The sequence below is a fragment of the Vibrio chagasii genome, assembly GCA_041879415.1.
Classification (GTDB): domain Bacteria; phylum Pseudomonadota; class Gammaproteobacteria; order Enterobacterales; family Vibrionaceae; genus Vibrio.
Map to the genome: position 1 here is coordinate 239,440 of CP090852.1, position 13,426 is coordinate 252,865.

Annotated in this window: 10 protein-coding genes; 8 read left to right on the forward strand and 2 right to left on the reverse strand. The window is 44.2% G+C overall.

Features of this window, described 5'->3' with window-relative positions; translation table 11 throughout:
- Positions 1-152: 152 nt before the first annotated feature.
- The 7 genes from L0991_15075 (at position 153) to L0991_15105 (ending at position 7,136) form a co-directional block, all read left to right on the forward strand.
- Positions 153-509 carry a hypothetical protein gene (locus tag L0991_15075; GenBank protein XGB64875.1) on the forward strand — a complete coding sequence of 119 codons (357 nt, stop codon included), beginning with the start codon at positions 153-155 and terminating at the stop codon, positions 507-509.
- A 403-nt stretch (positions 510-912) separates the two neighbouring features.
- Positions 913-2,955 (forward strand): M4 family metallopeptidase, encoded by a 2,043-nt coding sequence (locus L0991_15080; protein ID XGB64876.1) that lies wholly within the window; start codon positions 913-915, stop codon positions 2,953-2,955.
- A 197-nt stretch (positions 2,956-3,152) separates the two neighbouring features.
- Positions 3,153-3,530: a VOC family protein gene (locus tag L0991_15085; GenBank protein ID XGB64877.1), complete on the forward strand. Its 378-nt coding sequence runs from the start codon at positions 3,153-3,155 to the stop codon at positions 3,528-3,530.
- 201 nt (positions 3,531-3,731) lie between these two features.
- Complete coding sequence (locus L0991_15090) at positions 3,732-4,202, forward strand: hypothetical protein (protein XGB64878.1); 471 nt, start codon at positions 3,732-3,734, stop codon at positions 4,200-4,202.
- 372 nt (positions 4,203-4,574) lie between these two features.
- Complete coding sequence (locus L0991_15095) at positions 4,575-5,435, forward strand: hypothetical protein (protein ID XGB64879.1); 861 nt, start codon at positions 4,575-4,577, stop codon at positions 5,433-5,435.
- Positions 5,436-5,591: 156 nt separating this feature from the next.
- Positions 5,592-6,218, forward strand: a complete 627-nt coding sequence (locus L0991_15100) for a LysE family translocator (GenBank protein XGB64880.1) — start codon at positions 5,592-5,594, stop codon at positions 6,216-6,218.
- Between the two features lie 381 nt (positions 6,219-6,599).
- Positions 6,600-7,136, forward strand: coding sequence for an MSHA biogenesis protein MshA (locus L0991_15105; GenBank protein ID XGB65451.1), 537 nt, complete (start codon positions 6,600-6,602; stop codon positions 7,134-7,136).
- A gap of 95 nt (positions 7,137-7,231) precedes the next feature.
- Here the strand turns inward: L0991_15105 and L0991_15110 are convergent, their stop codons facing one another.
- Entirely contained in the window at positions 7,232-8,614 is a 1,383-nt protein-coding gene (locus L0991_15110) for an MATE family efflux transporter (GenBank protein ID XGB64881.1), read from the reverse strand.
- Between the two features lie 911 nt (positions 8,615-9,525).
- Between L0991_15110 and L0991_15115 the strand changes: the two genes are divergently transcribed.
- Complete coding sequence (locus tag L0991_15115) at positions 9,526-10,359, forward strand: alpha/beta hydrolase (protein XGB64882.1); 834 nt, start codon at positions 9,526-9,528, stop codon at positions 10,357-10,359.
- A 144-nt stretch (positions 10,360-10,503) separates the two neighbouring features.
- Here the strand turns inward: L0991_15115 and gcvP are convergent, their stop codons facing one another.
- On the reverse strand, positions 10,504-13,383 hold the full coding sequence (gcvP, locus tag L0991_15120) for an aminomethyl-transferring glycine dehydrogenase (GenBank protein ID XGB64883.1): 2,880 nt from the start codon (positions 13,381-13,383) through the stop codon (positions 10,504-10,506).
- Positions 13,384-13,426 lie beyond the last annotated feature (43 nt).

The window sequence follows — 13,426 nt, forward strand, 5'->3', positions numbered from 1 at the left end:
TGGATTATATGTAAATAAAGTCAATTAAATTGAATGGGATTAACAACTAATTTATAAAATCGTTTTTGTTACGGTACTTGTCACTCGGAGCTATTCTTTATTTGAATACAACTGAGAGTGGCTAAGGCCTTATCTTCACATGATGGAATTAAATGAAAATCAAACTGTTACTCCCAATTTTACTTCTACTGTCTGGTTGTTCGGATGTGGTCAGCGATAAATACGCAACTTATGAACTGGCTCAACAAGCTCACTTGTTTGATAGAGGTTGGTTGCCAGATATCGTTCCTAGTTCGGTTACACAGATTGAAGTAAATAACGATTTAGACACCAATACGTCGGAAGGGAGTTTTCGTATAGATGAGCCTCAACTAAGCGAGTTTATCGCCAAACTCACACCAACTTCGTTTAAGGATGAATATCACTTTACTAGCGGTGACAGCACTTGGGCGTTTAATATAGGAGACGATAGCGTAATCACTTATACACTCAATAAAATGAAAGGCTAAATCCCAACCTCAACCAACTTATTCATCGCCAACACACCCTCATCATTATTTTAATTGGTCCCTTGTGAATGGGAGCGTTGAATTTCGTGATGGTGAGTTGGCGTTGCTATTTTAAAATCGATCTCGCCCCTTAATCTCGTAGCGATTTGAAGCATCAAATTTCGGGAAATTATCAAAATTTGATACCCCTCCATATTTTACGTCTATTTAATGAGTTGTTGGTAAGTGACGGAAAGTATTAGTTTTTTGACTCCCCATCTCACTTTCTATCTCGTGAAAATTTATGTTCTGAATCGACATCACATATAAAACTAAGTGCACTTAATCATGCGTCAAATCTATCGTTAAGATGCGCGCTCATCCGCAGGGTGAATTTATAAAAACAAAATTATAAAGGTGATGTATGCGTGGTACACATTTACTAATGCTATTTCCAATAGCGTTTACTTCTCAAGCTGCCAATCTACTCGATTATTCGGAAGTCGATTTATCAACCATTCTTAATCAAACTAAACAGGGCGTCGCGTCGTCAAATCAATCACTTGCTTACCAAGAAGCAAGTCGAGTTGAGACCGGAACAACGACACTCCTTCGTAAACAACAACTTCACTATGGCGTTCCAGTTTATGGTCAGTCGGTAGTGGTTGATCTTTCCCAGAAAGGTATTGCTCAAGCCGTTGATGGACAAGTGTTAACCGGCATTGAAGCTGATATTGGTTCTACTTTACCAATGATCAACGCGCAGCAGGCCATTGATATAGCCAAGTCTCAACATAAAGGCATTGCAGCGATGACAGTGCGCAACCCTAATGCTGATCTTTTCATTTGGCTTGATGACCAACAACAGGCTCGCCTAATCTATAAGGTAGATTTCCTGCAAACTAAAGGTATGGCACCTTCACGCCCAATTACACTCGTTGATGCAAAATCTGGTGAATTAATTGATCAGTGGGAGGGGATTGCTTTCATTGAAGCTGAAGGCCCCGGCGGTAACCAAAAAAGTGGTCGCTACTACTTCGGCCCAAACACTCAGTATGGTGGGTTCCAAGTTAATTCATATTGCCAAATGGACAGCCAAAACGTTGTTACCGTGAATATGAATAATCGACAAGATTATGGGCAGACTCACCAGTTTGCATGTAACGGAAATTACGGTAACAACGTCAATACGTACCGAGCCGTTAACGGTGCATACGCGCCTATGAACGATGCGCATTACTTTGGCCAGCGTGTATTCGACATGTACAAAGAGTGGTTAAACACACGTCCAATCCAGCAAAAGCTAACCATGCGAGTGCATTACGGTTCTAACTATGGCAATGCGTTTTGGGATGGTCGTCAAATGACGTTTGGTGATGGCAACCAGTCTATGTACCCATTGGCTACATGGGATGTGATTGCGCATGAAGTGAGCCATGGCTTTACCGAACAGAACTCAAACCTTGAATACCGAGGTCAGTCAGGTGGTATGAATGAATCATTCTCTGATGTGGCAGCGGCGGCTTTAAGTGAATATGTTCATGGCAGTTTTAACTGGAAGATGGGTGAGCACGTTATGAAGTACAGCCCAGCAATGCGCTACTTCATTCAACCTAGCCAAGATGGTATGTCTATCGATCATGTTAACCAATACTACAATGGCATCGATGTTCACCACAGTTCAGGAATCTTCAATAAAGCGTTCTACCACTTAGCAACCAGTAACGGTTGGGACATTAAAAAAGCATTTATGGCTTACGCGACAGCGAACCAATTGTACTGGACATCAAGATCCAATTTCCAAGCTGGAGCGGATGGTGTTTGTAAGGCAGCGCAAAAGCTAGGTTATGAAGCATCAGCGGTGCGTACTGCATTCAGCCAGGTTGGAATTAATGTTCAAGATTGTGGTTCCGGTCAGCCGAATCCGAACCCTAATCCACCAACACCAACACCAACACCGGGCATCACGGCTCTTGAGTTTAATGTGCCTGAACCTGTGCTGAGCAGCGGTAACGATCAGCAGCAATTCGTTCTAAAGAACAGCTCTCAAAGCGATGTTTGGATCCAAACTTACAATGGATACGGTAACGTTGATTTGTATGTTGCTATTGGTCGCCCAGCATCCTTGAATGATTATGATTGCTCGTCTACCAACTTGGATAACTACGAGTATTGTGGCTTTGGCGGTATACAAGGGGATGATATCTACGTAATGGTATCTGGTGCAAAAGGGGCAACGGATGCATATGTAGCGGTAAGCAGTGTATTGGAACTGCCTCAGCCTGAACCACAGCCAGAGCCTGAAGGTTCTTGTGTTGATGTGCCAGAGTGGAGCTCAAACATTTTCTATCCTGCTGGCGCTACCGTTCAGTATTGGGGTAACCGTTTTACGGCCAACGTTGATAACTGGGGATCCGATCCGTTCCAGAGTTACTGGCATTGGACGTTTGACGGGATGTGTAACTAACTTAACTCGTTAATCCAATAGAAAAATCGAACAAAGGGAGTGCTTAAACGTACTCCCTTTATTCGTTAATAATGAGATGTATCGGCGTACAAGGTGCTTGTGTCACTCCTCTAAGCATTAGATTATGAGTGGCGAACATTCAGGGTCCTGTCGAATGTTTAAATTTGGAGTCTGTTATTCATGGAGAGTCATTATTTATGGAAATAAGTCACCTAGATCACCTTGTATTAACTGTTAAAGATATAGAGACAACAGTAGATTTCTATCAGAGAGTGTTAGGGATGAAACCTATACAGTTTGGAGAGGGACGCTGGGCATTATCGTTTGGTAACCAAAAGATAAATCTCCATCAGCAAGGGAAAGAGTTCGAGCCTAAGGCTAGGCATGTTCAAGCTGGGAGTGCTGACTTGTGTTTCATAACCAATACACACATTGATAAAGTATACGAGCATATCAATGGACAAGGCGTCACGATCGAAGAAGGGCCTGTGGAACGAACGGGTGCAGTGGACAAGATCATCTCTATTTATCTGCGAGATCCTGATGGCAACCTAATCGAAGTATCTAATTATTAGAAGGTCGATGTCGGTAGATTGCGCTATCCAAAAATCAGATACTCTCTTTAAGCTTGAAGTAAGACTCCGTAAACCCAAGAGCCTCTAAGCAGTACGTAATTATGTACACATCTCGTTACGACAAAACAAGTGCGTAACTGGAACTTCTGACCTAAGTTACTTACAATCGAACAATGTTTTATTAATCCAGTCCCAATCGTCATGGTCAGAAAATTAATCACAATAACTATTAGCCTGTTGCTTTTATCCGCTTGTGCAACAACCAGTGAAAATCAAACTGACGAAAATATCTCAAGCAATGAAAAAGTGATTAACAACAGTGTCGAAGAGGGTGTGGTCAATGAAACGGCAAGTGAAGAGGTCATTCAGCCTAACACAAATAACGTAAAAGAGAGTTCAGTTGTCACAGCAGAAGACAGTGGGATCAATAGCAATGACAGTGTGGCTGCTCATGAACTGAGTGAACCACCAGAAGCGAATGAAAAGACCCAAGTGACCGAGAAACAAACCCCTGAGGATCACGCTAAGGTTCACAGCGAAAAAGGCTTGGGAAACCATATATTCAGTAACGGGCCTACGAAGCAAGTCATCAAATCATTGGAGGGTGTGACAGATGCTTTGAATGTCATGACTTTCGGAATATTTGCTTCAGGAGCGCGACCAGCACAATAGTTAAATTTTAAAAATCACGACAAAACAAAATAGGCGAGCCAATGGGTTCGCCTTTTTTGATCCTGAATTTGGTGACTGGCAGTAAATTCCTCAGGATTACGTAACGTCTTGTTTCTGCTCACTAACATAATATGAGTTGGATTTGAGTAAGCGGCAGGTCAGCGCAGTTCGCTATTTACTTGTTATGGAAGGGAGTCGCCGTATTTAACCTATTGATCTTGTGATATGCACCAAGGGTTTGAATACTCTCCCAAAGTAAGCATTGAAATCTAATCTTACAAAGACAATGTCTTATATTCACTCGTGAGCATAGTAATATGCCGTTGTGACACAGTCAGTTAGGTTTAATAAATTAGAGTCTAGGGAAGAGATATGAAAAACAAAAGTGTGTTTTTAAGCGTCGCCATGGTTATGTTATCGACACAGGCGAGTGCGTCTAGTGCTAGCCATGAGGCGGTTTCAGACAGCGTTATCGCCGAACAAAGGGCACAACTGTCCGAAAATACACAAGGCAAAGGTTTTGGTCCTCAGGCACCACGTGATCTAGGTTCATACGAGGGGACTAACGAGCGTCTGTTCTCTGATGCGCCGGATTCATCTGCGATGAACTTATGTAATATTCACTTTCATAAAAATGCAGAGCACAAAGGTGGTGAGTTTACCCAGTATGCGGGTAATGGTGACGGCAAAGGTTTCCAAAGTGGATTCAAATACACGGGTAAGCTAAGTGAGGCTGAACTGAAGCCATTCGGTCAGGACATTTGCCCGAGCGACCATGGTTCACTTCATTCTGGTGATACTATCGAAGTGCATTATGTGTACTCAACGGCACAAGTGGGGCCGGGTGAAACATTGGGGGCGTGTTTCAATGATGCGATTACCAACCCTCAGTTACGTGTAGAAACCCAAGTCTATGTCTTAGTGAACGACGATAAAGCGCTCGATTTTGAAGAGCTAGCTAAACACTCTAAAGTGAATGGTTTGCACCAAGCGACCAACATTCCACAAAATACAGGTTCTGCTATTCAATACGCAGGCTCTACTACCGGCCCTGGCTACAACGAGCAAGGTTCACCATTCCAAGTAACATGGAGCGTACGACCACAAGTGGCGAAAGTGAATATCGCAACGGTTGGCAGTTGGTGTGAAGGGAACGATTTTAATGAAGACCACGCACACGGTGTGAGAAACTTAGTCGTAAACCCTAAGTTGCTGTCACCAATCGCGAACTAGTTAAGTTTCTTTTCAACTGCAGCTGAAATATAAAGAGCGAGCCATACGGGTCGCTTTTTTATTAATAAAGAATCGGTGAATAGTTTCTTTACTCCTTTTAAGATCGCATGTTACGTTCAGCAAATATCATGTTGAGCTATGAATAAGGACAAGCCAATGTCGTTTGAAGGTGCGGTTACATTCTTTATTGCCATGTTTATATTTGGCATTACTCCGGGGCCAGGTGTATTTGCGATTTTGGCCCGTGGAATGGTCGATGGATGGCGCAAGTGCATTTCCCTTTCTTTAGGTATGATATGCAGTGATCTTATTTATCTAGCGCTTGCTTGTTTTGGCTTGGCAACGATTGCGGAAAACTGGTCTTTTGCTTTCGAGATCATTCGTTATGTCGGCGCAGCTTACCTTATTTACCTTGGGTACAAGATGTTCAAGGCCTTACCTGAAGTGCAAGGATCGGCAGAGCATGCAGCCAAAAAAAGTCAGAAATCAGAACTTGCTAGCTTCGCGCAAGGGTTTCTGATCTCAGCGTCAAACCCTAAAGTGATTCTGTTTTATATTTCTTTCTTACCAACGTTCGTTGATCTAACGGTTTTACGTTCACAAGATATCGTCTTAGTTTCTGTACTAGCTTCTATTGCACTGATGGCTGGCTTAATGCTAATTGCAATGGGAGCAGGGCGCATGGTGACTTTGCTGAAAACCCCGCGCGCGCATAAACGGTTAAATCAAAGCGCTGGTGGCATCATGATTGCTGCAGGCTCATATCTGGCGATTAATCGATAAAAATGACTTGTTAAGCTCGATTATTAAAAAAAGGCGAACCAAATTGGTTCGCCTTTTCGTTAGCTATATGTAGCTTCTATTTGGTCGTTCATGCTTTAGCTCAAATAATTGGATTAAAGTTAATCCGTATATAGCCTCATTCGAACCAACAGTATTATTGGTAGAAAGCTTATTCGTACCTTATGTGACAACGCTTCCTATTAGTGTAGGATTTATAAATTGAGCTCTTTCAAGCCATTTATGGCGAAGTGGGGAGAGTTTTAAGTGCGCTATTCAGGATGTATAGTTAATGATAATTCATTAAGTTATCTAATGATTGAGCTATCGAATCTTTAAGTTGTTGCTGATGTGGGTGTTATGAAGAAAAACGGCTTTACGTTAATGGAACTCATCGTTGTGATCGTGATAATCGGTATTATTGCTGTAACGGCAGCGCCGAGGTTTCTTAATATCCAAGAATCAGCGAGAGAAGCGGTGCTTGAAGGTGTTGCGGGTGCAATGGAAGGGGTCATTACACAAGTAACGTCTAAAGCAATTATCGCTGGACTTAATCCAGACGCGTCAAACCCAGGTGATCAGAGCAACTATGTGATCGATTTTGGTATCGGTAGTGTTGAAGTTGACTGGGGAACACTTTGCCCAGAGAGTCGAGGAGAGTCGGGCGACAAATTAACGATGATCGACTTTATGACCTTGTCTGATGATGACAGTATAATTTCGGACTTTGGCAATAGACACACGGTCGTCGGATATAACCAACCTTTTAGTGACGATGATTTAAATAAGAACCATATAACGGATGACGCGTTACCGTCAGGGTGTTATGTGCTTTATGACTCTTTTGGGCGCTCCAATGCCAGTCAATGTCCTCCGGAAGGGTGTGTGTGTACGGTTCGTGTTGTGAACGATGAGTGTTAAACAAACGCATTCTTAGCTTTTAAAGACAGAATAAAAAAGCGCGTTATCGCCAATGGGCAGTAACGCGCTTTTTTGTATTAGTTGATTGGTTCAACTCAATTTGTCGTTATCGCATCTGCTGGTGGCACGTCACGCTTCTTAATCACGTATCGTAAGCGAAGTAGCATCAGAGCGGCTGAGACACTCAAGCCAGTTAGAATACCAATCCAAAAGCCTTCTTCGCCCATTGCTGGAACCACGTAGTCGGTTAAGCCCAACACCATACCCATAGGTAGCGCTAAGCCCCAGTATGAAGCGATAGCTAAGATCATTGGGATCTTAGTATCTTTATAGCCACGCAGAGCACCATTTGCAGAGGTTTGCAGAGCATCACTGAATTGGTACATAGCGGTAAAGGTCAATAACACTGCCGCCGTAGCGCTGATTACTGGGTCTGTCGTGTAAAGCCTAATGATTAATTCAGGGAACAGTAGGAACATCGCTACCGAAAGCAACGAGATTAATGCTGCCACTAAAATACCGACTTTACTGCGCTCAATCGCGCCAAGTTCGTCTTTTTCACCCAAAGCGTGACCAACACGAATCGTAATACCAAATGAGATACTCATCGGGATCACGTAAGTCAGGCTCGATATATTGAGAGCGATTTGCGCTGCTGCCACGTTCTCTGCACCAATACGGCCAATCATCAATGCGATGACCGCAAAGATACTGCCACATACAGCGATGTTCATACCGATAGGTAAACCTAGCTTTAGAAGGTGAAGCATCTCTTTTGCTTTTGGCTTCGCATCTGTAAAGCTAATAATCGTCTTGTAGTGATGATGACCTTTAATGTAGGAATACAGCATACCCGACATGAGCCAATACACTAAGCTTGTCGCCCAGCCACAGCCTACCGCACCCATTTCAGGGAAACCAAATTTACCGTAGATAAGCACGTAGTTGACTGGAATATTAATCAACAAACCAATGACCGAAATGATCATCGGTACTTTGGTGTTGTTCATACCTTCACAGAAGCCGTTTAAAGTGTAAAACAGGGCAATACCCGGTACACCAAAGGCTAGGGCAAACGCATAGTCACTGCCAATAGGGATAATCTCAGCAGCCACACCAATCCATTCTAAGATAGGTTTCGCACTTACGAGGTAAGCGATGAGAAGCACGCTCGCAATTAATGCAAGCCATACCATTTGGAAAAACTCGACAGAGATACTTTGGAAGTCGCGAGCGCCACGGTGATAAGCGACTACAGGCGTTAATGCCATAATCACACCACGTAGTAGCAGCAACACAGGAATCCAAAGGCTCGTGCCAAGTGCAATAGCAGCAAGATCGGCGGGGCTTACTTGGCCAGCCATTGTCGTATCGACAAATCCCATCGCCTGGGTAGCTATTTGAGTCAAAATGATTGGAATCGAAAGATGCATAAGCGCACCCGATTCACGAGTAAAAGGACGAAGTTTCGTTAGCATGGAAGTTCAAAACACCAATATAAATGCACCAGTGATGGCAGGATGGCCGGTGTGCATTTTAGGATGTGCCCCATTTGGGCGGCGACAATATAAACACCTTACCGTATACGGTCAAGCATTGGATTTATAGAGTTTCACTTGCTCCGAGGTAAGGGTAGGTTGTGATGGTTATAACACGGATTTAACGCGCCCTCGCTTTATCTTTTATGTGAATCATTTAATTGTTACCCTCGCATCCGTATGAATGATTAGGTTAACCGTTATGAAATTAAGACTACTGAGTTTAGCGTTTGCGCTCGTCCTAAGTGGTTGCTCTTTACTTGTTACTGAGAGCTACTTTGGTGAAAGTTGGACCGGGCATCATATAGATAAACTTGTAGAGCTGTGGGGAGAACCCTACCAAATGAAGTCTAAAGATGATGGTCTGATTGAGGCGGAATATAGGATCTTCAATGACAGTTGCACGTATACTTTTATTACGGATGAGCAAGGTGTAATTGAATCCTATAAGTATCAAAGTGCGTTTTTAGGAACATGTAAGCCAATAGGGTAAACACCTACCACACAACTATGGCGCCAATATCAACTTGGCGCTATCTATCTTGTTCGTACCATCACTTCTTAACTTTAAACCTAGTACTGCATCTTACTGCCACAAAGCCAGCAGAAACACAAAAAGACCTATCCCAAGTGTTACTTTTAGAAGCAAGCCTAGAGGGGCTCCACCTTTTGGCGCTTTATTGCAACATCCCATCATCGTTTCCTAATTCATTGTTGGATTCATTTCACCTTAAACCTTTCCCTTACGGTAAGGTCAATGAGTTTATAAAACTTGACCAAATTTACCTTTCTTATCGTGTTGGATTCGGTAAGATAAATCCAAACTCTGTGGTTAGAACTGAGAGGGTAATATGTTGATAGAAAAGTGGTTAGAGATCGATGATGACCAGCTTTATTGCTTGTCGACTGATATCAAAGAGTCTCAGGAAACGTTGGTGTTAATTCATGGGTTGGGTGAGTCGCATTTATGTTTTGCCGACGCGTTGGATTGGCTCCCGAATTACAACTTAGTCATGTTCGACCTGTGTGGTTATGGCTATTCTCCTGCTTCGAATGTATCCCATTCAACTGAAGCTCAAGCAAAGCGAATATTGAAAGCACTCGACCTATTGAACATCCATGATTGCTTTCTACTTGGGCACTCTTGGGGAGGCGATACATCGACGTTGGTTTGTGAATACGACACGAGAGGCATCGTGCGTGGTTTTATTAATGCTGAAGGCGGATTGCACGAAGAAAGCATCATCCTATCCCAGATTATTGCAGATACATATACTGAATTAAGTCGCGACGAATTTGCGAGCTGGGTGAAAGGAGAAGGTTTCTCAAAACGTTTCCCTATGGCTTGGGGACACGGAGCGGGTGTTAAGTATCTTTCATCAGTTAGAAGATGTGAGCCAGAGGTTCTTGGTCAAACCGCGAGTGAAATCTTCGGACAACATGCGACTCAAGATGTCCGTGGCGTGGTTGGCTGGGGACAGATCTTCGAAAACTTATCCATACCTAAAGTATATTTTTGGGGTACTGACAGCCTAGAGGGTTGTGAACGTGCGAAAGTATTTATTAGCACGCTAGACAATGTTTCATTTGAAGGCGCAAACCACTGGGTGCAAAACGAACCGGGCAAGTTCTATACGGAAGTAGATAAGTTTATTACTGGCGTTAGAAATAGCACCAAAACTTAGATATTCAGCAACTACAATAAAAATCAATATGTGTTGCTGACGAGATCTTTGCCTCTCAGGTTGAAATGATTGAGTCTCCAAAAACAAAAAGGCGAACCGTTTGGTTCGCCTTTGTTATGTTTCGCTGCTTAGCGTCGCTACGAATTAGTCTTCGTAGTTATCGATGCTTGGGCAAGAACAGATTAGGTTACGGTCACCGTATACGTTGTCTACACGGTTAACAGTAGGCCAGTACTTCGAGTTCTTCGTTGCTTTCGATGGGAAACAACCAAGTTCACGAGAGTAAGGGCGATCCCATTCTGCGCCAGCTAGGTCAACCTGTGTGTGCGGTGCGTTCACTAGAGGGTTGTTGTCTAGTGGCCATTCACCATTTTTCACTGCTGCCATTTCGTGGCGGATTGCGATCATCGCTTCACAGAAACGGTCTAGCTCTTCCAAGTCTTCTGACTCAGTTGGCTCTACCATTAGCGTGCCAGCAACTGGGAAAGACATAGTCGGCGCGTGGAAACCGAAGTCCATTAAACGCTTAGCAATATCTTCTTCGCTGATGCCTGTTTCTTCTTTTAGTGGACGAATATCGATAATACATTCGTGCGCTACGCGGCCGTTAGTACCACGGTAAAGAACAGGGTAGTGAGGACGTAGTTTTTCCATCACGTAGTTCGCGTTCAGGATCGCAACTTTAGTCGCGTCTGTTAGGCCAGGTTCGCCCATCATAGCGATGTAAGCCCAAGAGATAGGTAGGATTGAAGCACTACCTAGATCTGCTGCTGATACCGCGTAGTCAGAACCTTGTACACCGTTTTCGATGTGACCTGGTAGGAAAGGTGCTAGGTGCGATTTAACGCCGATAGGACCCATACCCGGACCGCCACCACCGTGTGGGATACAGAATGTTTTGTGAAGGTTCAAGTGAGATACGTCTGAACCGATGAAGCCAGGAGAAGTTAGACCTACTTGAGCGTTCATGTTCGCGCCGTCTAGGTAAACCTGACCGCCCGCTGCGTGTACTTGTTCACACACTTCTTTCACCTGCTCTTCGTATACGCCGTGCGTAGAAGGGTAAGTGATCATGATGCTTGATAGGTTGTCTTTGTGCTTCTCGATTTTCGCTGCTAGGTCAGCCATGTCGATGTTGCCATCTTCATCACACTTAACAACGACAACCTTCATTGAAACCATAGATGCTGTTGCAGGGTTAGTACCGTGCGCAGAGCTTGGAATCAGACAAACGTTACGGTGAGCTTCACCGCGGCTTGCGTGGTAACGTTGAATCGCGATTAGACCTGCGTATTCGCCAGATGCACCAGAGTTAGGCTGTAGTGAGAAATCGTCGTAACCGGTGATTTCACATAGCTTCTCTTTAAGATCTTTCGCTAGTGCTGTGTAACCAGCCGCTTGCTCTAGAGGTGCGAATGGGTGAATAGAACCAAACTCAGGCCATGTTACTGGGATCATCTCAGCAGCAGCGTTCAGCTTCATCGTACAGCTGCCAAGTGGGATCATGCCGTGCGTTAGTGAGAAGTCTTTGTTCTCAAGCTGTTTTAGGTAACGCATCATTTGCGTTTCGCTGTGGTGCGTGTTGAATACTGGGTGAGTTAGGAACTCAGATTCACGACGGCAGTTTTCTGGAATTGCTGCAAACTCGTTTGATGCAATGTCAGAAGATAGTGCTTGAACGTCTTCTTTCACGTCGAAGATAGCGAATAGGGCATTCACATCATCCACTGTGGTTGTTTCGTCTAAGCTGATACCGATCTTACCTGGAAGTAGACGTAGGTTGATGTCTGCTGCTTGCGCTTTCGCGTACAGTGCATCTGTCTTCTCTTCGGAGTTGATTGTGATGGTATCGAAGAAGCTGTTGTTCGTTAGCTCGTAACCCGCTTTAGTCAGGCCAGCCGCTAGGATAGCTGTCATGTGGTGTGTACGACGAGCAATAGTACGTAGGCCTTCTGCACCGTGGTAAACCGCGTAGAAAGACGCCATGTTTGCTAGAAGTGCTTGAGCTGTACAGATGTTCGATGTCGCTTTCTCGCGGCGGATGTGCTGCTCACGAGTTTGCATTGCCATACGTAGCGCTTGGTTACCGTGCGTATCGATAGAAACACCGATTACACGACCTGGCATTGTACGCTTGTGCTTTTCACGAGTTGCCATGAATGCAGCGTGTGGACCGCCGTAGCCCATAGGAACACCAAAGCGCTGAGCTGAACCGATTACTACATCTGCGCCCATTTCGCCTGCTGGCTTGAGTAGAGCAGAAGCAAGTAGATCTGTCGCAACAGTTACAAGTGTTTTGTTTGCTTGAGCTTTCGCAATGATGTCTGTTAGATCACGAACTTCACCTGTTGTACCAGGGTATTGAACTAGTGCACCAAATACGTCTTGCTCTGGAAGTGTTTCAAGAGCGCCAACCATTACTTCGAAGCCGATGTACTCAGCACGAGTTTTAACAACTTCTAGTGTTTGAGGGTGAACATCGTCAGCAACGAAGAATACTTTGCTCTTGCTTTTACCAGCACGCTTACACAGTGTCATTGCCTCGCCAGCCGCTGTCGCTTCATCAAGAAGTGATGCGTTCGCGATTTCCATACCAGTAAGGTCCATGACCATTTGTTGGTAATTCAGTAGAGCTTCAAGACGACCTTGAGAAATCTCTGGTTGGTATGGTGTGTAAGCCGTGTACCAGCCTGGGTTCTCTAAAACGTTACGTAGAATAACGTTTGGAGTAAATGTGTTGTAGTAGCCTTGGCCAATGAAAGTACGTTTCACTTGGTTTAGGTTAGCGATCTCTTTAAGAGAGGTCAGCATGTCCATTTCGCTCAGTGGCGCAGCAAGTGTCATTGGTTTTTCAAGACGGATTTGTGCAGGAACCGTTTCGTCGATCAGTGCATCTAGGCTAGCTGCATTGATCGCTTCAAGCATTTTTTGCTGGTCTGCTTTATTTGGGCCGTTATGACGAGCAACAAACTCGTTTTGTGTGCCCAAGTCTTTCAGTAATTGGCTTTGAAGTAATTCAGTCATGATATCGTTCTACTTTCTCTCTGGAGCCGTGAGCTAGCCCCTA

What these genes read in the sequence shown, in the direction of transcription:
- L0991_15075 (XGB64875.1), top strand. Translation starts at nt 153, where the DNA reads ATGAAAATCAAACTGTTACTCCCAATTTTACTTCTACTGTCTGGTTGT.
- L0991_15080 (XGB64876.1), top strand. Translation starts at nt 913, where the DNA reads ATGCGTGGTACACATTTACTAATGCTATTTCCAATAGCGTTTACTTCT.
- L0991_15085 (XGB64877.1), top strand. Translation starts at nt 3,153, where the DNA reads ATGGAAATAAGTCACCTAGATCACCTTGTATTAACTGTTAAAGATATA.
- L0991_15090 (XGB64878.1), top strand. Translation starts at nt 3,732, where the DNA reads ATGGTCAGAAAATTAATCACAATAACTATTAGCCTGTTGCTTTTATCC.
- L0991_15095 (XGB64879.1), top strand. Translation starts at nt 4,575, where the DNA reads ATGAAAAACAAAAGTGTGTTTTTAAGCGTCGCCATGGTTATGTTATCG.
- L0991_15100 (XGB64880.1), top strand. Translation starts at nt 5,592, where the DNA reads ATGTCGTTTGAAGGTGCGGTTACATTCTTTATTGCCATGTTTATATTT.
- L0991_15105 (XGB65451.1), top strand. Translation starts at nt 6,600, where the DNA reads ATGGAACTCATCGTTGTGATCGTGATAATCGGTATTATTGCTGTAACG.
- L0991_15110 (XGB64881.1), bottom strand. Translation starts at nt 8,614, where the DNA reads ATGCTAACGAAACTTCGTCCTTTTACTCGTGAATCGGGTGCGCTTATG.
- L0991_15115 (XGB64882.1), top strand. Translation starts at nt 9,526, where the DNA reads ATGTTGATAGAAAAGTGGTTAGAGATCGATGATGACCAGCTTTATTGC.
- gcvP (XGB64883.1), bottom strand. Translation starts at nt 13,383, where the DNA reads ATGACTGAATTACTTCAAAGCCAATTACTGAAAGACTTGGGCACACAA.